This window comes from Cellulophaga baltica (genome assembly GCF_018861125.1).
Classification (GTDB): Bacteria; Bacteroidota; Bacteroidia; order Flavobacteriales; family Flavobacteriaceae; genus Cellulophaga; species Cellulophaga baltica_A.
The window spans coordinates 245763-265345 of the sequence record NZ_JAHKQN010000005.1 but is presented as its reverse complement, the minus strand read 5'-3'; the positions used below and the strand labels follow the sequence as shown (position 1 = coordinate 265345).

Sequence of the window (19583 nt, the reverse complement as noted above, 5' to 3'; positions counted from 1 at the left end):
GAAAAATCAGTATGAAAACTGCAAAGTTAAAAACGATTTCTTAAATTGTTACGCGAAATTAGCTCAAAATTTATTAAGCTTAAATATACCTAATAAATGTCAATACCTTTATTTAATTCTATTGCTTCTTGGTTGCTTAAAAAACGCTATCATCAAATAGAACTTTTCTTAAAATACCCTAGTGAAGTGCAAGAAGAAGTATTACAACAGTTAATCTCTTTTGCAAAAGATACTGAAATTGGTAGAAAGCATGATTTCGATTCAATACTTAATTATAAAACGTTTTCAGAAAGAGTGCCTATTACTTCCTATGAAGAGGTGGAGCCTTTTATTGAAAGAGCTAGAAAAGGAGAGCAAAATATTTTTTGGCCAACAAACGTGAAATGGTTTGCAAAAAGTAGTGGAACAACTAATGCTAAAAGTAAATTTATTCCAGTTAGTAATGAAGCTTTAGAAGATTGCCACTATAAATCGAGCAAAGATTTACTTTGTTTGTATTTAAATAATAATGAAAATTCTCAATTGTTTACAGGTAAAAGTCTCCGTTTGGGAGGGAGCAAAGAGTTGTATGAAGATAATGGTACTTTTTTTGGTGATTTATCGGCTATTTTAATTGATAATATGCCTTTTTGGGCAGAATTAAGTAGTACGCCAAGTAGCAAGGTGTCTTTAATGAGTGAATGGGAATCAAAATTAAAGGCGATTATAAAAGAAAGTACTGAAGAAAATGTTACTAGTTTGGCTGGTGTACCTTCTTGGATGTTGGTGTTGTTAAACAGTGTCATTGAAGAAACGGGTAAAGAGAATTTATTTCAGGTATGGGAAAACCTGGAGGTTTATTTTCATGGAGGCGTAAGTTTCAGTCCGTATAAAGATCAATATAAGAGTTTGTTGCCAAGGAAGAATTTCAACTACTATGAAATCTACAATGCTTCGGAAGGTTTTTTTGCTATTCAAGATCGTAATCATTCTGATGAACTTTTGCTAATGCTTGATTATGGTATATTTTATGAGTTTATACCAATGGATACATATGGAAGTTTAGAGCAAAGAGTTGTTCCGCTTTGGGGTGTAGAAAAAAATAAAAATTACGCAATAATTATTACTACAAATGCTGGTTTATGGCGTTACAAAATTGGTGATACAATTCGGTTTACATCTACTAATCCTTATCGTATAAAGGTTACAGGGCGTACTAAACATCATATCAATGTATTTGGTGAAGAGTTAATCATTGAAAATGCGGAAGAAGCTTTAAAAAGTGTCTGTAAAAAAACAGGTTCAGAAATAAAAGATTATACTGCTGGTCCAATTTTTATGTCAGGTAAAGAAAAAGGAGGTCATGAGTGGATAATTGAGTTTAGAAAACCGCCTGAAGATTTGGCTTATTTTACTGAGTTTTTAGATAATGCTTTAAAGTCTTTAAATTCAGATTACGAAGCGAAGCGTTACAATAACATTACGCTCATGAAACCATTAGTGCATATAGCTAGAGAGAACCTTTTTTACGATTGGTTGAAATTAAAGGGTAAGTTAGGTGGGCAGCATAAGATACCAAGGTTGTCTAATAAAAGGGATTACATCGATGAATTGCTACATATGAACTAATAAATGTATTTTTTACGTTTAATAGCGTAAATTCCTACAACAATAATTGTAATTCTTACGTTTAATAATTATATTTAACTCAACGTTAACCAATTGATATTATAATTATGGCGCAAAGATTAGTAGTTCTATCAGATATGTGGGGGATCAGAAATGGTCTTTGGGTTACATCTTACTTAGGGTATCTACAACAATACTATGATATTGTTTATTATGATTGTCAAGAGTTGGCTCAGATTAATGTTGAAAATGAAACTGAGGAGAATTTACATAATGCTTTTGTTTCAGGAGGAATAGATATTGCAGTTTCAGAATTATTGAAAAAAGAAAAAAAATCTGAACCGTCTCGTTACCTAGCGTTTAGTATTGGTGGTACTATTGCTTATAAAGCTGGATTAGCTGGTTTGCCAATTAAATCGTTATATGCAGTCTCATCAACAAGAGTTCGAAAAGAGACAGAAAAACCTTCATTTGATACTCGTTTTATTTATGGTGCTAATGATAAATTTAGACCATCAGATGAATGGGCTACTAACTTAGATTTAGAGATTGAAGTTATAGATGATTTTGGACATGAGTTGTATTCTGATGAAAAAATTACGAAAGAGATATGTCAAGAGTTTTTGACAATGGTTTCAATGAGAAAGTGTAAAGCCAGTGCTTAAACAATAATATATGTAAAAAAGACAAAGCCTGTAATTTAAATTACAGGCTTTGTCTTTATGAAAACTTAGGTTTCTTTTTAAGAAACTGCTTTTAGTTTTTTAATAGTATCAAATGAAAGCATCTTTTCAGCGTAAGCCTTAGTTACTTTCAGCTCTTTTTCTTCGCTACTTGGTAGCGTAAACATAGCATCAGTAAAGATAGCTTCACATAAAGAACGTAAACCTCTGGCTCCTAATTTGTATTCAATTGCTTTTTCAACAATATAATCTAAAGCATCATCAGTGATTTTTAAATCAACTTCATCCATTTTAAACAACTTCTCATATTGCTTAATAATAGCATTTTTAGGCTCAGTTAAAATTGCTCTAAGAGTTTTTGCATCTAAAGGATTCATGTGTGTTAACACAGGAAGCCTACCAATTATTTCAGGTATTAATCCAAACTCTTTTAAATCTTTTGGAATAATGTATTGTAAAATATTTTCAGCATCTAATTGCTCATCATCTTTAGTTGCGCTGTAACCAATAGATTGCATGTTTAAACGCTTATTAATTGCGCGTTCAATACCATCAAAAGCTCCACCAGCAATAAAAAGTATGTTTTCAGTATTTACCTCAATAAATTTTTGATCTGGGTGTTTTCTACCACCTTTAGGTGGTACATTAACTGTTGTTCCTTCTAAAAGTTTAAGTAAACCTTGTTGTACACCTTCACCAGATACATCTCTAGTAATTGAAGGGTTGTCGCTTTTGCGCGCTATTTTGTCAATTTCATCAATAAAAACAATGCCACGTTCTGCTTTTTCTAAATTGTAATCTGCAGCCTGTAAAAGTCTAGTTAATATACTTTCAACATCTTCACCAACATAACCAGCCTCAGTCAAAACAGTGGCATCAACAATAGCAAGAGGAACGTTTAGCATTCTTGCAATAGTTTTTGCCATTAATGTTTTACCAGTACCGGTTTGACCAACCATGATAATATTACTTTTCTGTATTTCTACATCATCTTCAGAAGAAGAAGGCTGCAATAATCTTTTATAATGGTTGTAAACAGCAACAGACATTACTTTTTTCGTTCGCTCTTGTCCAATGATAAAAGTGTCTAAAAAATCTTTTATCTCTAGTGGTTTTTTTAAAACCAATTCAGATGATAAATCATCATTTTTAGCTTGTTTTGATTCTTCGGCAACGATACCATGTGCTTGCTCTATACATCTGTCACAAATATGCGCATCTAAACCTGCAATCAATAAATTTGTTTCAGGCTTTTTTCTTCCACAAAAAGAGCATTCTAAACTTTCTTTTGTCATAATTTTAATACTAATGCAAACAATTTACCATAGTTCATAAGGTGTTTTGGTTGCTTTATAAATTTCTACTAATAAGTAGTAGATTCTCTATTTTGTCGAGAACATTACTTTTCTCTTACTAAAATCTCGTCAATCATACCGTAATCTTTTGCTTCAGCAGCTTTCATCCAGTAATCTCTATCACTATCATCATGAACTTTTTCAAGACTTTGACCAGAGTGTTGTGCGATAATTTCGTAAAGTTCTCCTTTCAATTTTAAGATCTCACGCGCTGTGATCTCAATATCACTAGCTTGACCTTGAGCACCACCTAAGGGTTGGTGAATCATTACACGAGAATGTGTAAGTCCGCTACGCTTTCCTTTTTCGCCAGCACATAATAATACAGCACCCATTGATGCGGCCATACCGGTACAAATTGTAGCGACATCTGGCTTTATGTATTGCATTGTATCGTATATGCCTAAGCCTGCATAAACGCTACCGCCTGGTGAGTTAATGTAAATTTGAATGTCTTTATTAGCATCAGCACTTTCTAAAAATAATAATTGTGCTTGAACAATATTAGCTACTTGATCATTTATACCAGTTCCTAAAAAAATAATTCTGTCCATCATTAATCTTGAAAAAACGTCCATTGCAATTGCATTCATTTGACGTTCTTCAATAATATTTGGGGTCATATTTGTTGGGTACATGCTACTCATGATTTTATCATAATACATGCTGCTAATACCTTGATCTTTTATAGCGTAATTCTTGAATTCTTTTCCGTAATCCATAAATTTTTAAATATGATTTTAAATAAAAAAAGGTGTTGAAAACTTGTTTTCAACACCGTAAAGATACTTATTTTATTTATGTAATACTACCCGTAAACTTCCTTCACAAAGTTTTCGTAAGTAACTTCTTTTGTTTTTAAGTTTGCTTTTTCTTTATAAAGCGTAATTAACTTTTGACTCATTAGTTGTTCAGATAAACGTTTAACTTCGTCTTGGTTAGATAAAACTCTTCCAGCAATGTTGTCAAGTTCTTCTTCAGCTGGGTTTAGTTGACCAAATTGTGCCATTTGAGATTTAATAAATCCTTTAGAGAATTCTTTCAATTCATCAAATTGAACTTGTAATTCGTTTTCTGTAACTATTTTACCTTCAATTAATTGATAGCGTAAACCTTTCTCTGATTTTTCAAATTCAGCAGCAGCTTCATCATCAGTTAAAACTTTTTCACCAGTTAATTGAATCCATTTTTTTAAGAACTCAGTTGGTAAATCAAATTTTGTGTTTTCAATGAAGTTTTCTGTAACATCATTTAATAACTTTTGATCTGCCTGTTGTGTGAATTGTTGTTCAGAATCTTCTTTTATTTTAGCTTTTAATTCTTCTGTAGTTTTTACAGCATCTTTGCCAAAAAGTTTATCAAATAATTCTTGATCTAAAGCAGCAGGTTCTCTCTCATTAATTTCTTCAATAGTGAAAGTAAGATCAACTTTAAGGTTTTCAGCTTTCTCAGCTTGAATACCTAAAGCAGTAGTTAAATCTTGATTTTCTTTAAATAAACCTTTTGAGTTTAAGGTAACAACATCACCAACTTTACAGCCAACAAGAGCATCAATTGCTTTTTTACTCTTTAAATTGCTTAATTCTACAGTAGCTTTATTTTCAATTTCCTCTTCTTCATTTTTGAAAACTCCAGAAACCTCGTCTTTTTTGCTAACTTCTTCTTTGTTGGTAAGTTTTCCGTATTGTTTTTGAATACGTCCAACTTGCTCATCAATCATTTTATCATCAGCAACTATTTTATATTGAGTAATTGCTTTTTTAGATTTTAAGTCTACTTCAAAGCTAGGGGCTAATCCTAACTCAAATTCAAAATCAAAATTTTCAGCATCCCAATCAAAATTATCACGTTGTTTTGGTAACGGGTTACCAAGTACGTCTAATTTTTCTTCAGTAAGGTATTTGTTAAGGTTATCTTGAATTAGTTTGTTAACTTCTTCTACCAATACAGCCTTACCGTATTGTTTTTTTATAAGACCCATTGGCACTTGTCCTTTTCTAAATCCAGGAATATTTGCTTGTTTCCTGTAATCTTTTAAGATAGTGTCAACCTTGTCTTGGTAATCATCTTTTGTAACGGCAACCTTTACAACAGCATTTAAATCGTCAATCTGTTCTTTAGTGATATTCATCTATATATCTATTTACATCTAATAAAATGGGATGCAAAAGTACTATATTTTACAAAATGTGGCAAGTTTTTAAGTGGCTGAATTTCAAAAGCCTAATGTGTTAATTTTTATCATCATTTAAAACTGAAAATAAAATAGATTGTAAGAATGATAAACACAAGCTAAATATAATAGCCCAAAATACCCCATCAACCCTAAAACCATCAATTAAATTACTGGCTAAGAGTATAATTATTGCATTGATAATTAATAGGAAAAGTCCTAGTGTTAATATGGTTACAGGTAGTGTAAGTATAACTAAAATTGGTTTTACAATAAAGTTTAGTAAACTTAAAACAATAGCTACAATTATGGCAGTAAAATAATTGTCAACATATGTATTTGGTAGTATGTATGATAAAATTACAACAGCAATAGCGCTTAGTAATATTCTTAATATAAGTTTCATAAGTGTGTGTTTTTGTTTTTACCTGTTATTAAATATACTTAAAATTAAGTGTTTTATGATGATATCATGAACTCATATGAAAAATCAAAAAACTGTTTTGGATTTTGAGCATGTAACCAGTGACCTGCGTTATCAATAGTTTTTATTTCTGCTTTAGGGAAATGACGTTTAATTTCTGGAGTGTCTTCTTTTGTGATGTATTCTGATTGATCTCCTTTTAAAAATAAAGTAGGTCCTTCATAGTTGTCAGTTGGGTTTATGTTTTCACCAACTTCTTCCATACGCTCACTTAAAACTGGTAAATTCATTCGGAAAGCTAATTTTCCTTTTTCAATCCAGTATAAGTTTTTTAATAAAAACTGGCGGGTGCCAAAATCAGTTATGTAGTTTGCTAAAAACTCATCTGCTTCAGATCTTTTTGTGAGACTACCTAGATCAATCTTGTTTAATGAATCTATAATAAGGTGGTGATGTGGTGGGTAATATCTAGGAGCAATATCCGCAACAATTAATTTTTTAGTCATTTCAGGGTAGGTGCAAGCAAATTGCATTACTGTTTTACCTCCCATGGAATGTCCTAAAATAATGGCAGAAGAAATAGAATAATGATTCATGTAAAATTTTAAATCTTCTACAAGAAAGTCATAATTAAAATCTTTAGAATGAAAACTTTTTCCGTGATTCCTCTGATCTATTAAGTGGACTTGATGATTTTTTTCGGCATATTGATTTCCTAATCTCTTCCAATTGTCAGACATGCCTAAAAAACCATGTAAGATTAATAAAGGTTCTCCCTCGCCGAATATTTGTGAATGTAAAAGTTGCATTATTTAAGTTTGTTTAAATACATATTAACCACGTTCTCTAGTCCTAAGTATAGTGATTCGCAAATTAATGCGTGACCAATTGAAACTTCTAAAAGGTTAGGAATATTATCATTAAAATATTTAATGTTATCTAAGCTTAAATCATGACCTGCATTAATGCCAAGTTCTACTTGATTTGCGGTTTCTGCAGCCGTAATAAAAGCTTCAATAGCTTTATGCTTTTCTTCTTCAGTCGTTGCTTTGCTAAAATTGTCAGCGTAACTTTCGGTATAAAGTTCTATTCTGTCAGTGCCAATTTTAGCGGCATTTTCAATTATTTTATTGTTAGGGTTAACAAAAATTGAAGTTCTAATATTGTTGTCTTTAAAAGTCTGTATAACCTCTTTTAAAAAGTCAAAATGTTTAACGGTGTCCCAGCCAGCGTTTGATGTAATTGCGTCAATAGCATCAGGTACCAATGTGACTTGCGTTGGTTTTACCTCTAAAACTAAGTCGATAAATTTCGGGTTTGGGTTGCCTTCAATATTGTATTCTGTTTTTACAATACTTTTTAGGTCTCTTGCGTCGTTATACTTAATATGTCTCTCGTCTGGTCTTGGGTGAATAGTAATGCCTTGTGCACCAAAACTTTCAATATCACTCGAAACTTTTAAGAGGTTTGGCATGTTGCCACCTCTAGCATTTCTCAAAGTGGCGATTTTATTTACATTAACACTTAATTTAGTCATGTTCTTTATCGGTGTTTATTATACAAAAATACGAATAAGGCATACTTTTTGCCATATTTAATTAGTAATTTGCATTTTAATAATTTTACATGAATATACAATCTCACATAATAGATACAATTCCGGTTTTTAACATGGAAGATTCCATGAAGAATGTTGTTAAGTTTTTTAAAGGTACCATATATTCTCATGTGGCAATTGTTGCTGATGATAAGTTTTTAGGAGTTATTTCTGAAAATGACATGGCGGTTTTGGATTCTTCAGGGAAAATTGATGATTACAGGTATAATTTAGAAGCTGTTTTTGTAAAAAAACATACTTCTTGGTTAGATGTTTTAGAAGCTTTTGCTCGTAATGAGGCAAACTTAATTCCTGTGCTTGATGAAGATGGCCGTGTATGTGGGTATTATGATCTTAATGATATTGTTGAAATATTTATAGATACTCCTTTTTTTACTGAGCCAGGTGGTATTCTTGTAGTTGCAAAAGGTACAAAAGATTATTCTTTTAGTGAAATATCACAAATAGTTGAAAGTAATAACACAAAGTTATTGGGTGGCTTTGTTTCGGATAGTAAAAATGATGTTGTACAGATAACTTTAAAAATTGGAACTACAAATTTGAATGAGATAATTCAATCATTTAGGCGTTACAACTACACCATTATGTTTGGGAATAACGATGATCAATTTTTGGAAGATTTAAAACAAAGATCAGATTATTTAAATAAATTTTTAAACGTATAACGCTTATGAAGATTGCTGTTTACGGGCAAACGTATACTGATAATGCTCTTGATTATGTAATCGAGTTGCTTGACGAGTTAAGTAAATCGTCGTCAGAAGTTTTTTTTGAAGAAGAGTTTTATCAATTACTAAGTAAATCTGGTAATCTACAAGAATACCCGCTTTTTAATACGGAAGAAGGTTTAGATAGCACTTTCGATATGTTTGTGAGTTTTGGAGGTGACGGTACTGTTTTAAGAGCAATCACCTATGTTCAAAATTTAGATATTCCTATAGTAGGTGTAAATACTGGGCGATTAGGGTTTTTGTCTACTTTTCAAAAAGAGGATGTTCGTAATTTAGTAACGGAATTTATTGCTGGAGAATTTACTATTGTAGAACGTAGTTTGGTAGAGGTTACTACAAACCCGCCTATGGAAGAGTTTGAAAAACTAAATTTTGCGCTAAATGAAGTTACGGTAAGTAGAAAAGATACTACATCTATGATTACCGTTGATACGCATTTAAATAATGAGTATTTAACATCATATTGGGCAGACGGTTTAATAGTGGCAACACCAACAGGTTCAACAGGGTATTCTTTAAGTTGTGGCGGACCAGTAATTGCGCCAACAGCTAAATCTTTAATTCTAACACCAATTGCACCACATAATTTAAATGCACGCCCATTAGTAATTGCTGATGAAACGACAATACGTTTAAAGGTTTCTGGTAGAGAAGATAATCATTTAGTTTCTTTGGATTCTAGAATCGCTACGGTGGCAAATGGCACAGAAATTATTATAAAAAAATCATCATTTACTATAAAAATGATAGAATATACTTCTGAAAGTTTTTTTAAAACACTACGCAATAAATTGCTTTGGGGTGAAGATAGGCGCAATTGATTGGTTTATATGACAATAAAAAACGCTAAAAGTTGTTTATCAAAGAGAGAACATAAATCTAATAATTTCAATTTTACAAACTATTGAAATTGTTATATTTGCAAACTTTTAAATTCATGAAGACATTTTTTACATTACTTATTGTCTTTTCATTTTTTATAATGAGAGGGCAGACCTATGAGGTTGGAATAATGGCTGGCGGTGTAAATAATATAGGAGATGTAGGTAAAACCAATTATATTTCACCTTCGGGAGTTGGTTTTGGAGGTGTGTTTAAATGGAATAAAAGTAAGAGGTATGCTTGGCGTGCCAGTATTCTATATGGTGAGTTTACTGCTGATGATACAAAATCTAATTTAAGTTCAAGACAAGAACGTGCTTATGTTGTAGATAATGATATTTTAGAAATTTCAGCAGGACTAGAGTTTAATTTTACAGATTATAATTTGCATAAGTTAGGGCCGGCATTTACACCGTACCTTTATACAGGAATTACGTATTTTAGGTATGATTATAATTATATAGATGCTAACTTTGTAATCGATTATGAGCAACGTGATGGTGCTTTTGCCATTCCAATGACAATTGGTTTTAAGTATAGATTAAGTCAGTTTTTTATTCTTGGAGGTGAAATAGGTGCGCGCTATACATTTACGGATAATTTAGATTTTAGTAATCCGGAAGATCCAAATTTAGAACCATTAGATGTTTCGTTTGGTAATATTTTTAGTAATGATTGGTATGTTTTTTCAGGGTTGACACTAACGTATACCTTTAAAAGAAAACCTTGTTCCGATTGTTTTGATTAGTAGTATATGAACACTATAGAAAATATAGATAAAGATAAGTTGCCACAGCACCTAGCTATTATTATGGATGGTAATGGTAGGTGGGCAAAACAAAAAGGCAAAATGCGAGTTTTTGGTCATGAGCACGGGGCTAAAGCAGTAAAAAAAATAGTAGAGTCTTGTGTGAAAATAGGTGTGCCTTACCTTACATTATACGCTTTTTCAACTGAAAATTGGAACCGACCAAAATTTGAAGTTGATACTTTAATGAAGCTTTTAGCAACTCAATTAAAGAAAGAATTAAACACATTTTTAGATAATAATGTGCGTTTTAATACCATTGGAAATATAGATTCTTTGCCTAAAAAGGCTTTTAAAGAAATCACTGAAGTTACCAATAAAACCAGTGGCAATACGGGGTTAACTTTAACCCTTGCGCTTAGCTATGGAGCCCGTGAAGAGCTTGTCAATGCAGTTAAAAATATTAGTGTCAAAGTTAAAAATAATATAATTTCATCGGAAAATATTGATGAAATCATTATTAATAACCATCTTTACACGCATAATATACCAGATGTAGACTTACTTATACGCACAAGTGGTGAGCATAGGATAAGTAATTTTTTACTCTGGCAGATAGCATATGCAGAACTGTATTTCACTAATGTGTTGTGGCCCGATTTTAATGAACAGCAATTAGTTGAAGCAATTTTAAATTACCAAAATAGAGAACGAAGATTTGGAAAAACTAGCGAACAACTTAACTAGAGGTGTAAAAAATATCACTTCTTCCCAATTAGCATTTACCTTTTTTTTAATTTTATCAAGCCTTGTGGGTACTGCACAAGATATTTCTTACGAAGAAGGTAAAAAATATATTTTAGGTGGTTTAGAGGTTACAGGGTTGCAGAGTTATAACGAACAAACTGTAAAAACGTACACGGGACTCAGAGAAGGGCAACCTATAACTATACCTGGTGAAGAAATCAGTGCTATAATCAATAAACTTTGGGGTTTAGAGCTTTTTAGCGATATTAGCTTTTATATCACTAAAGTTGAAGGTGAGAAAGTTTTTTTAGAACTAAATATTTTAGAACGTCCTACATTATCTGATGTAACAGTTTACGGTGTTAAAAAAGGTAAAATTGAAGATATTTTAAAAGATACTGATTTAAAGAAGGGTAAAAAAATTACCGAAAATTTAATTGCCAACACTAAAAACTACCTTCAAAATAAATACAAAAAGAAAGGTTTTTTAAATACGAAAGTAAATATTGCTACAGCTGTTGATACTTCAGAAGCCAACGCACAGAGCATGGTTATTAATATTAATAAAGGCTCTAAAGTAAAAATTAGCAGTATTAATTTTGAGGGGAACGAGAAAATTTCTGATAAAAAATTAAAAAAGTCACTTAAAAAAACCAAAGAGAAATCAATTAAAAACATTCTAACCTTAAAAAGGTCAAAATATATTCCTGAAGATTACGATGCTGATTTAGTTAACTTGATGGCAAAATATGCTGAGCGAGGATATAGAGATGCGCGTATTGTCTCAGATACTTTTGTGAAAAATGGGGATGATTTAATTGATCTTACTATAAAAGTAGAAGAGGGTGATAAATATTACTTTGGTGATATAAACTTTGTGGGTAATACTGTTTATACAGATAGGCAATTAGCAAGTGTTTTAGGTGTAAAAAAAGGTGACGTCTATAACGGAGTATTATTAAAAGAGCGTATTGCTGATAATACTAAGCCAGACCCTAATGACCTTTCTAGTTTATACAATAATAATGGTTATATGTTTTCAAGTATCAATCCAGTTGAGGTTTCGGCTGTAAATGATACTATCAATTTTGAGATTCGTATTATAGAAGGTAAGGAGACTTTCTTAGATCATGTTACTATTAGTGGAAATGATAAAACCAATGATCACGTTGTTTTTAGAGAGTTAAGAACAAGACCAGGTCAAAAATATAACAAAGCGGATATTATTAGAAGTATCCGTGAGTTAGGTGCATTAGGCTTTTTTGATGCAGAAAATGTGACACCAGATATTGTTAATCCTGATCCAAATGCTGGTACTGTAGATTTGAACTATAACCTAGTAGAGTCTGGTTCAAGTCAAATTGAGTTACAAGGTGGTTATGGTAGTGGAGGTTTCATAGGTACTTTAGGGTTATCTTTTAGTAACTTCTCTATGAAAAATATTTTCAATAAAGAAGAATACAAGCCTGTGCCAATGGGTGACGGTCAAACCTTTGCTTTACGCTTACAGGCAAGTCAAACATATAGGGTATATAGTTTAAATTTCACTGAGCCTTGGTTAGGAGGAAAAAAACCAGTTAGTTTTAGTGCTTCATTATCTAGAACAAGACAGTTTTCTTATGATTTCTCAACCTCAGGATATTCAGCAGATAAAGATAAAAACTTTTCTATTACAGGTATAACTTTAGGTTTAGCTAAGCGTGTGCAATGGCCAGATGATTTCTTTACAATATCTCACTCTGTAGCTTACCAACGTTACGATTTTAATGATTATGATATAGGATTATTTAATTTTGGAGATGGTAATTCAAATTCGTTAGCATATACATTAGGAATTTCAAGAAGATCAGCAGGTACAAACCCAATTTTCCCAACAACAGGTTCAAATTTTTCTATTACCGCTAAAATTACGCCACCATGGTCTTGGTTTAACGGTATCGATTATGAGCAACTTAATGATGATTTAGAGGTTGCAATTGAAAGTAGTGATAGTGATGCTTTAGAAGAAATAGATCAAGAGCGTTTTAAATGGTTAGAGTTTTATAAGTTTAATTTTAAAGGAGATTGGTATAGTACACTTATAGGTAATCAATCTAATAATGCTCTAGTTTTACGTACAAATGTTGAGTTTGGTTTCTTAGGAAATTATAATAGTGAAGCTGGTGATATTCCTTTTGAGCGTTTTTATGTTGGTGGTGATGGTATGGGTACTTTTACACTTGATGGTAGAGAAAATATACAATTAAGAGGGTATTCTAATCAATCTTTAACACCATATGTTACTGATGAAATAACTGGAAGTTTAGAACAAGCAGGTGGTCTTATTTATAATAAGTTCTCTATGGAACTTAGATACCCATTAACTTTAAAACCATCAGCTTCAATATACGGGTTAGTTTTTGCTGAAGGTGGTAATGCATTTAGTAGTTTTAAAGAATTCAATCCTTTTGAAATAAAAAGATCAGTAGGTGCTGGTTTACGTATATTCATGCCTGCTTTTGGTCTGTTAGGTATTGACTTTGGTTACGGATTTGATCAAGATAATAACCCAAGTTCTTCTGCAGGTCCTAATGGTTGGGAAACACATTTTATCATTGGGCAACAGTTTTAAAATATAAAACACGTATTACAACTTTTATTAATTATAAGGTTTGTAATACGTGTTTTGCTTTAAAAACGATAGAAAAATCATTTTTTTTAGTAGTAATCTTCATAATCCATTCACTTTCTTAAAATATTTAATTATTTTGGCACGATATTTTCAATACTATAAAATGTAAGCGAAATGAAAACAAAAGTTCTTTTAATTATTAGTGCAGTATTAGTGTCAGTTAGTGCCTTTTCTCAAGTACAAAGAGGAACAAGAATTGCTTACGTTGATATGGAGTATATTCTTGAAAATGTTGAGGAATATGGTGAAGCTAATGATCAGTTAGCAAAAAAGGTTCAGAAATGGAAATTAGAGATTGAGCAAGAGAAAAGTGCTATCGATCAAATGAAGAAAGATTTGATGGCAGAAAAAGTTTTGTTAACAGCGGAGCTTATTGAAGAGCGTGAAGAGGAGATCAAGATCCTAGAAAAAGAAATGTTTGACTATCAGCAGGACAGATTTGGTCCTCAAGGTGATTTAATTATTTCTAAACAAAGATTAATTCAGCCTATACAAGATCAGGTTTTTAATGAAGTACAAAAAATTGGTCAAGCTAAAAAGTATGATTTAATTTTTGATAGATCAGCTGATATTGTAATGCTTTTTGCGCAAAATAGATTAGATATTAGTGATTTGGTTTTAAAGGCTATTTCAAGGACACGAAAAGTTAAAGCTGCTAAAGACCGAATTAAGAAAAGAAATAAGTTTGATGATGTGCCTGAGGAAGAAGAAATGACTGAGGCTTTAAAAGAACGAATTGAGCAATCTAAAACAGCAGAAGAGACTAGGGAAAAGTTAGCGGAAGAGAAAAGAGCTGAGCAATTAAAATTACGTGAAGAAAGGAAAAAAGCATACGAAGCGCGACGTAAAAAATTATTAGAAGAACGAGAAGCTAAGAAAAAAGCAGCCAAAGAAGCAGAGGAAGAGTCGGAAGAAGAATCGGACGATAGCGAAGAGGAAAACAAAAGATAGAAAATAGTAGAATAAATAATAAAAATTCCCTTTATTTAGGGTTCGAATACGAATAAATTAACACACATTTGAAATTAAAAAAGATCATGAAACATTTAAAAGGAATAGTAGTAGCGGTAGTTTTATTTATAGGAGCATCAAGTTTTGTAAATGCTCAAAATAAAGTAGCACATATTAATGTACAAGAATTAATGTCTGCTATGCCAGAAATGAAAGCGGCAGAAGCTGAACTTAAAAAGTTAGAAGAAACTTATGGAGCAGATATCCAAAGTTCAATGACTGAGTTGCAAAACAAGTATAAGCAGTACGAAAGTGAAGCGGCTAGTAAGTCTGATGAGGAAAATCAAAAAAGAGGAGCTGAATTACAAGAAGCTCAAAAAAATATTCAAGGAGCACAACAAACTGCTCAGCAGGAATTACAGAAAAAGCAAATTGCTTTGTTAAGTCCTATTTCTGACAAAGCGAAAGCGGCTATTGAAAAAGTTGCAAGTGCACAAGGTGTAAACTATGTGTTGGACTCTTCTCAAGGAAGTGGTGTAATCGTAGCACAAGGAACTGACTTATTACCATTAGTAAAGAAAGAATTAGGTTTCTAAGAAATTTATAATATTTATAATAAAAAAAGAGTCCATTGTTTTAATGGACTCTTTTTTTTGTTTCATTAGGTCTAAACAATGTTTTTCCTGTAACTTTATCCTTAGTTATATGGCGTTAAATTAATATGAACTCACAACCTATAGGTATTTTTGATTCAGGTGTTGGTGGAACATCAATATGGAAAGAGATACGAAAATTACTCCCTTTTGAAAATACCATCTACCTAGCAGATAGTAAAAATGCTCCTTACGGAGATAAACCTGCTGATGAAATTCTGGCTTTAAGTATTAAAAATACCGAATACCTACTTGAGCAAGGTTCCAAAATAATTGTGGTGGCCTGTAACACTGCAACAACAAATGCGATAGCTTATTTACGTAATAATTATAATGTGCCTTTTATTGGTATTGAGCCAGCCATAAAACCTGCTGCTTTAAATTCTACTAGTAAAGCAATAGGTGTTTTAGCTACAAAGGGTACTTTATCAAGCGCATTATTTCATAGCACGGCTAAGAATTTTTCAGACGGCATAAAGATACTAGAACAAAATGGAGAAGGTTTGGTGCCTTTAATTGAATCTGGGAAGGCTTGTGGTAAAGAATCGGAGAAATTGCTTTTAAAGTACTTAAAACCTATGTTAGTAGAAGGTATTGATTATTTAGTTTTGGGTTGCACTCATTATCCGTATTTAATTCCGGTATTGCAACGTATTTTACCTGATAACGTAAAAATTATTGATTCTGGTGAAGCAGTAGCAAAACAAACAAAAGCCATATTGACTTCATTTGATTTATTGGCTGATAAGCAAAATGTTAGTGATCAATTTTACACGAATGCAACTGTTGGAGTATTAAAGCAATTTGTAAGTGACTATAATGTAGCGGTTAACTATTTAGATTTCTAAGATTCTTTCATAGGTAATGTACGTGAAATCATAGATGTGATTGTTGTCTTTTGGGTGGTATTCTTCTGCAATTATTTTCCAGTTTTTTTTGTCAAAATCAGGAAAAAATGTATCAGCTTCAAAATTGTCATGAACAATGGTAAGTTCCATATGTGTTGCCTTTTCTAAACCCATGGTATAAATCTGCCCGCCACCAATAATATAAATAATATTAGCGTCTTTTACTTCGTTTAAAGCATCATCAAGATTGTGTACTACAACGCAATTATCAAAATTTGTGCTGTAATTTTCATCACGTGTAATTATAATATGTTTTCTGTGCGGTAACGGCTTTGGGAAGGTTTCAAAAGTCTTTCGTCCCATAATTATAGGGTTTCCCGTGGTTAAAGCTTTAAAGCGCTTAAAATCATCTGGTAAATGCCAAAGTAAATCATTGTTTTTCCCTATGGCATTGTTTTCAGCTATAGCAGCAATAAGTGTTATAGTTTTCAAATCTCTTCTTTTTTATTTATTTGAGAAACGGGAAAGTCTGTTTCAATTTCTTTCTGTAGTGCGGCAATCTTTTCTTTTTGTTTTTTTACCAATCGTTCACGTTGAGCACGCTCCCAATCTTTACCCATAAATTTTTGAGTAATTAAAACATTTACAAGATGTATGATAAATATAAAAGCCCAGAATGTAATAGCCCAGATAAACCAATCATAAGTGTCACCGTATTTTAGAATTTTATTGATAAGAACTAAAAAAACGCTTCCAATTAAGAATATGACGAAATGCGTATACAAACGCTTTTTTTGCTTTATTCTTGTTTGTGCGTGTTCCAACAACTCGTGCTGTTCTAAATCAATATCCGATTCTTTTTTTCGCTTAGAAAACATGGCTAATCTGTATCTTTACTAACAAATATACTATAAATACTATTTTAAAATCAAAGTTGATGCTAAAGATCATTAAGGAGTTTCCAATTTTAAATCAGTACATATATGCAAATACAGCGGCTTATGGTATTATGTATGACAGTTTGTTAGACTGGCGACAAGAGCATGATTTAGATTATTTATTAGGTGGCAGTAATTTTAAACTGAAAGGGTTAAGTCTTATTGAAGATACTAGAAAAACTGTTGGTAATTTTTTTAATTGTACAATTGATAATGTTGCTTTAATTCAGAATGTGTCATTAGGCTTTAATGTTCTTTTGGAGGGTTTGGATAAGAATAATAAAGTCTTGCTTTTAGAGGGTGACTTCCCATCTTTAAATTGGCCTTTTGAAAGTAGGGGGTTTGATGTTAATTTTGCTAGTTTAAAAGAGGGTATTTTAGAAGATAATATTCATTCTATTATTAAAAATAAAGGTATTTCTGTTTTAGCTATTAGTATTGTGCAATGGCTTAATGGTATAAAAATAGAGTTAGATTTTTTGAAAAAATTAAAATCTGAGTTTCCTGATCTTTTGATTATTGCAGATGGTACGCAGTATTGCGGTACTGAGGTTTTTGATTTTGAAGCTTCTGCAATTGATGTTTTAGGTGCAAGTGCATACAAGTGGTTGTTAGCGGGTAGTGGTAATGGGTTTATGCTTTTTAAAGATGAAGTTAAAGAGCATTTTAAATTAAATACGACAGGTTTTAATAGTTCTGCTGGCGTTATTGAAAATAAAAATAAATTTGATTTTGTAAAGCATTTTGAACCTGGGCATTTAGATACTTTAAGTTTTGGTAGTTTAAAAAGGTCATTAGATTATTTAACAGAGATTGGAAAAGAGGATATAGAGGCTACTATAAAAGAGCTTGGTGATTATGCTTTTGCAGAATTTTCAAAGCTAGGTGTGTTAGAAGATACTGTGGTAAAAAGAACTTCGCACTCCACAATATTTAATATTAAAGGGAATCAAAAATTATTTGATGCCTTAACAAATAATGCTATAATTTGCTCGCAAAGAGGAGATGGAATTCGCCTTAGTTTTCATTTTTACATCACGATTAAAAACATAAAGAAAGTTGTAGATGTCATAAAAAAAAATAGCTAACACGTTATTAGTAATAAAAAATTGAATGATTAAATTAAGAATTCCAATTTTTTATAAATTAATTTTTATCAATTTCATAAAACTTATGTAACTAGTTGGTTGTCAATAAATTTATGTATTGTTTTGTTAAGAATCAAAAAATGTATCAAGATGGCTATTTCAAAACAATATTTAAAAAGCAAGCCCGTGTGTAAGGTTACTTTCACGGTGCCTGCATCAGAGGCAAAAAAAGTTTATGTCATAGGAGACTTTAATGAATGGAACCCTGAAAAAGGCTCTTTAAGAAAATTAAAGAACGGAACTTTCAAGGGGACAATGGATTTGCCAAAAGAAACTTCTTATGAATTTAGATATCTTGTGGATGACACTTACGTGAATGATAACGAAGCAGATAGTTTTAAATGGAATGATTTTGCTGGTGCGGAAAATGCCGTATTGCAGTTATAATATTTAGTGTGTTAAATTAAAAAACCCGAGGCTTAGTGCTTCGGTTTTTTTTGTTTTATAAAATTATTGCTTTTAGTAGAAATGTTATATCGCCACAGCTCCTTTGATATGTGGGTGCGGGTTGTAATCTTCAAGCGTGAAATCTTCAAATTTAAAATCAAAAATATTTTTCACGTCAGCGTTTAAAGTCATTTTTGGTAATGGTCTTGGGTCTCTACTTAATTGTAGCTCCACTTGCTCCATATGGTTGTTGTAAATATGGGCATCACCAAAAGTGTGAATAAAATCTCCAGCTTCGTAGCCACAAGCTTGTGCCATCATCATAGTGAATAATGCATAAGATGCGATATTAAAAGGTACGCCTAAGAAAATATCGGCACTACGTTGATATAATTGACATGATAATTTTCCGTTTGCTACATAAAATTGAAAAAAAGCATGACATGGAGGCAAAGCAGCTTTACCGTTAGCTACGTTTTCAGAGAATGATTTTGAAGTATCAGGTAAAACACTTGGATTCCATGCAGAAACTAACATTCTTCGGCTATTTGGGTTGTTTTTTAGTGTTTCGATAGTTTCTTTAATTTGATCTATTTCTTCACTATTCCAATTACGCCATTGGTGACCGTAAACAGGGCCTAAATCACCATTCTCATCTGCCCACTCGTTCCAGATACGCACTCCATTTTCTTGTAGGTATTTGATGTTAGTGTCACCATTTAAAAACCAAAGTAATTCGTAAATGATAGATTTTAAATGTAATTTTTTAGTAGTCACCATTGGGAAACCTTCGCTAAGATCAAAACGCATTTGGTAGCCAAAAACACTTTTTGTTCCGGTTCCAGTTCTGTCTCCTTTTTGATTTCCTGTGTCTAAAACATGTTGTAATAAATCGTGATACTGCTTCATAAAGTAAAATACGTGCCCATAGCAATGAGCCTTTTATAGTTTTGTATACTTCAAAAGTATAAAAAGTACTTGTTCGTTTTACGAAGAGCTATATTACTTATAAAAAGGT

Annotated in this window: 21 protein-coding genes; 12 read left to right on the top strand and 9 right to left on the bottom strand. The window is 31.8% G+C overall.

All coding sequences use genetic code 11. The annotated features are described in order from the left end of the window. The first annotated feature begins 96 nt into the window (after nucleotides 1-96). Together KO500_RS01905 and KO500_RS01900 are read left to right on the top strand one after the other, a co-directional pair. A complete protein-coding gene (locus KO500_RS01905; RefSeq protein WP_215954804.1) occupies nucleotides 97-1608 on the top strand; it encodes a GH3 auxin-responsive promoter family protein in 1512 nt (503 codons plus the stop codon). Between the two features lie 107 nt (nucleotides 1609-1715). Further along, nucleotides 1716-2273 (top strand): hypothetical protein, encoded by a 558-nt coding sequence (locus KO500_RS01900; RefSeq protein WP_215954803.1) that lies wholly within the window; start codon nucleotides 1716-1718, stop codon nucleotides 2271-2273. A gap of 77 nt (nucleotides 2274-2350) precedes the next feature. Here the strand turns inward: KO500_RS01900 and clpX are convergent, their stop codons facing one another. The 6 genes from clpX to KO500_RS01870 all read right to left on the bottom strand — a co-directional run bounded on the left by clpX (nucleotide 2351) and on the right by KO500_RS01870 (nucleotide 7780). Then, complete coding sequence (gene clpX / locus KO500_RS01895; protein ID WP_215954802.1) at nucleotides 2351-3586, bottom strand: ATP-dependent Clp protease ATP-binding subunit ClpX; 1236 nt, start codon at nucleotides 3584-3586, stop codon at nucleotides 2351-2353. A gap of 104 nt (nucleotides 3587-3690) precedes the next feature. After that, entirely contained in the window at nucleotides 3691-4368 is a 678-nt protein-coding gene (gene clpP, locus KO500_RS01890; protein WP_215954801.1) for an ATP-dependent Clp endopeptidase proteolytic subunit ClpP, read from the bottom strand. Between the two features lie 86 nt (nucleotides 4369-4454). Next, a complete protein-coding gene (gene tig, locus KO500_RS01885) occupies nucleotides 4455-5777 on the bottom strand; it encodes a trigger factor (RefSeq protein WP_215954800.1) in 1323 nt (440 codons plus the stop codon). A gap of 100 nt (nucleotides 5778-5877) precedes the next feature. Continuing rightward, complete coding sequence (locus tag KO500_RS01880) at nucleotides 5878-6225, bottom strand: phage holin family protein (RefSeq protein WP_215954799.1); 348 nt, start codon at nucleotides 6223-6225, stop codon at nucleotides 5878-5880. A gap of 53 nt (nucleotides 6226-6278) precedes the next feature. After that, nucleotides 6279-7052 (bottom strand): alpha/beta fold hydrolase, encoded by a 774-nt coding sequence (locus tag KO500_RS01875; protein ID WP_215954798.1) that lies wholly within the window; start codon nucleotides 7050-7052, stop codon nucleotides 6279-6281. Beyond that, the gene (locus KO500_RS01870) at nucleotides 7052-7780 is read right to left on the bottom strand and encodes a pyridoxine 5'-phosphate synthase (protein WP_215954797.1); all 729 of its coding nucleotides are present in this window, start codon (nucleotides 7778-7780) and stop codon (nucleotides 7052-7054) included. The genes KO500_RS01875 and KO500_RS01870 overlap by 1 nt, the downstream gene beginning before the upstream one ends. An 89-nt stretch (nucleotides 7781-7869) precedes the next feature. On the opposite strand from KO500_RS01870, the gene KO500_RS01865 reads away from it, so the two are divergent. From KO500_RS01865 to murI, 8 genes are all read left to right on the top strand, one after another. Next, complete coding sequence (locus tag KO500_RS01865) at nucleotides 7870-8526, top strand: CBS domain-containing protein (protein ID WP_215954796.1); 657 nt, start codon at nucleotides 7870-7872, stop codon at nucleotides 8524-8526. Nucleotides 8527-8531: 5 nt separating this feature from the next. Further along, on the top strand, nucleotides 8532-9413 hold the full coding sequence (locus tag KO500_RS01860) for an NAD kinase (protein WP_215954795.1): 882 nt from the start codon (nucleotides 8532-8534) through the stop codon (nucleotides 9411-9413). A 116-nt stretch (nucleotides 9414-9529) separates the two neighbouring features. Beyond that, on the top strand, nucleotides 9530-10222 hold the full coding sequence (locus KO500_RS01855; protein WP_215954794.1) for a DUF6089 family protein: 693 nt from the start codon (nucleotides 9530-9532) through the stop codon (nucleotides 10220-10222). A 6-nt stretch (nucleotides 10223-10228) separates the two neighbouring features. Continuing rightward, a complete protein-coding gene (locus KO500_RS01850; protein ID WP_215954793.1) occupies nucleotides 10229-10969 on the top strand; it encodes an isoprenyl transferase in 741 nt (246 codons plus the stop codon). Beyond that, entirely contained in the window at nucleotides 10941-13580 is a 2640-nt protein-coding gene (locus tag KO500_RS01845; RefSeq protein WP_215954792.1) for a BamA/OMP85 family outer membrane protein, read from the top strand. The genes KO500_RS01850 and KO500_RS01845 overlap by 29 nt, the downstream gene beginning before the upstream one ends. A 174-nt stretch (nucleotides 13581-13754) precedes the next feature. After that, entirely contained in the window at nucleotides 13755-14591 is an 837-nt protein-coding gene (locus KO500_RS01840) for an OmpH family outer membrane protein (RefSeq protein WP_215954791.1), read from the top strand. An 86-nt stretch (nucleotides 14592-14677) separates the two neighbouring features. Next, entirely contained in the window at nucleotides 14678-15187 is a 510-nt protein-coding gene (locus tag KO500_RS01835; RefSeq protein WP_215954790.1) for an OmpH family outer membrane protein, read from the top strand. A 125-nt stretch (nucleotides 15188-15312) separates the two neighbouring features. Continuing rightward, complete coding sequence (gene murI / locus KO500_RS01830) at nucleotides 15313-16092, top strand: glutamate racemase (protein WP_215954789.1); 780 nt, start codon at nucleotides 15313-15315, stop codon at nucleotides 16090-16092. On the opposite strand, the gene KO500_RS01825 is transcribed toward murI, so the two are convergent. Next, on the bottom strand, nucleotides 16081-16584 hold the full coding sequence (locus KO500_RS01825) for a dihydrofolate reductase (RefSeq protein ID WP_215954788.1): 504 nt from the start codon (nucleotides 16582-16584) through the stop codon (nucleotides 16081-16083). The genes murI and KO500_RS01825 overlap by 12 nt on opposite strands. Beyond that, nucleotides 16581-16970 (bottom strand): 2TM domain-containing protein, encoded by a 390-nt coding sequence (locus KO500_RS01820; protein WP_215954787.1) that lies wholly within the window; start codon nucleotides 16968-16970, stop codon nucleotides 16581-16583. Before KO500_RS01820 ends, KO500_RS01825 begins: the two co-directional genes overlap by 4 nt. Before the next feature lie 59 nt (nucleotides 16971-17029). Here KO500_RS01820 and KO500_RS01815 point away from each other — a divergent pair, with 59 nt between their 5' ends. Continuing rightward, a complete protein-coding gene (locus KO500_RS01815) occupies nucleotides 17030-18118 on the top strand; it encodes an aminotransferase class V-fold PLP-dependent enzyme (RefSeq protein ID WP_215954786.1) in 1089 nt (362 codons plus the stop codon). A gap of 150 nt (nucleotides 18119-18268) precedes the next feature. Next, complete coding sequence (locus KO500_RS01810) at nucleotides 18269-18565, top strand: isoamylase early set domain-containing protein (protein ID WP_215954785.1); 297 nt, start codon at nucleotides 18269-18271, stop codon at nucleotides 18563-18565. A gap of 84 nt (nucleotides 18566-18649) precedes the next feature. Here the strand turns inward: KO500_RS01810 and KO500_RS01805 are convergent, their stop codons facing one another. Then, nucleotides 18650-19474, bottom strand: coding sequence for a thymidylate synthase (locus tag KO500_RS01805; RefSeq protein WP_215954784.1), 825 nt, complete (start codon nucleotides 19472-19474; stop codon nucleotides 18650-18652). Nucleotides 19475-19583 lie beyond the last annotated feature (109 nt).

What these genes read in the sequence shown, in the direction of transcription:
- KO500_RS01905 (WP_215954804.1), top strand. Translation starts at nt 97, where the DNA reads ATGTCAATACCTTTATTTAATTCTATTGCTTCTTGGTTGCTTAAAAAA.
- KO500_RS01900 (WP_215954803.1), top strand. Translation starts at nt 1,716, where the DNA reads ATGGCGCAAAGATTAGTAGTTCTATCAGATATGTGGGGGATCAGAAAT.
- clpX (WP_215954802.1), bottom strand. Translation starts at nt 3,586, where the DNA reads ATGACAAAAGAAAGTTTAGAATGCTCTTTTTGTGGAAGAAAAAAGCCT.
- clpP (WP_215954801.1), bottom strand. Translation starts at nt 4,368, where the DNA reads ATGGATTACGGAAAAGAATTCAAGAATTACGCTATAAAAGATCAAGGT.
- tig (WP_215954800.1), bottom strand. Translation starts at nt 5,777, where the DNA reads ATGAATATCACTAAAGAACAGATTGACGATTTAAATGCTGTTGTAAAG.
- KO500_RS01880 (WP_215954799.1), bottom strand. Translation starts at nt 6,225, where the DNA reads ATGAAACTTATATTAAGAATATTACTAAGCGCTATTGCTGTTGTAATT.
- KO500_RS01875 (WP_215954798.1), bottom strand. Translation starts at nt 7,052, where the DNA reads ATGCAACTTTTACATTCACAAATATTCGGCGAGGGAGAACCTTTATTA.
- KO500_RS01870 (WP_215954797.1), bottom strand. Translation starts at nt 7,780, where the DNA reads ATGACTAAATTAAGTGTTAATGTAAATAAAATCGCCACTTTGAGAAAT.
- KO500_RS01865 (WP_215954796.1), top strand. Translation starts at nt 7,870, where the DNA reads ATGAATATACAATCTCACATAATAGATACAATTCCGGTTTTTAACATG.
- KO500_RS01860 (WP_215954795.1), top strand. Translation starts at nt 8,532, where the DNA reads ATGAAGATTGCTGTTTACGGGCAAACGTATACTGATAATGCTCTTGAT.
- KO500_RS01855 (WP_215954794.1), top strand. Translation starts at nt 9,530, where the DNA reads ATGAAGACATTTTTTACATTACTTATTGTCTTTTCATTTTTTATAATG.
- KO500_RS01850 (WP_215954793.1), top strand. Translation starts at nt 10,229, where the DNA reads ATGAACACTATAGAAAATATAGATAAAGATAAGTTGCCACAGCACCTA.
- KO500_RS01840 (WP_215954791.1), top strand. Translation starts at nt 13,755, where the DNA reads ATGAAAACAAAAGTTCTTTTAATTATTAGTGCAGTATTAGTGTCAGTT.
- KO500_RS01835 (WP_215954790.1), top strand. Translation starts at nt 14,678, where the DNA reads ATGAAACATTTAAAAGGAATAGTAGTAGCGGTAGTTTTATTTATAGGA.
- murI (WP_215954789.1), top strand. Translation starts at nt 15,313, where the DNA reads ATGAACTCACAACCTATAGGTATTTTTGATTCAGGTGTTGGTGGAACA.
- KO500_RS01820 (WP_215954787.1), bottom strand. Translation starts at nt 16,970, where the DNA reads ATGTTTTCTAAGCGAAAAAAAGAATCGGATATTGATTTAGAACAGCAC.
- KO500_RS01815 (WP_215954786.1), top strand. Translation starts at nt 17,030, where the DNA reads ATGCTAAAGATCATTAAGGAGTTTCCAATTTTAAATCAGTACATATAT.
- KO500_RS01810 (WP_215954785.1), top strand. Translation starts at nt 18,269, where the DNA reads ATGGCTATTTCAAAACAATATTTAAAAAGCAAGCCCGTGTGTAAGGTT.
- KO500_RS01805 (WP_215954784.1), bottom strand. Translation starts at nt 19,474, where the DNA reads ATGAAGCAGTATCACGATTTATTACAACATGTTTTAGACACAGGAAAT.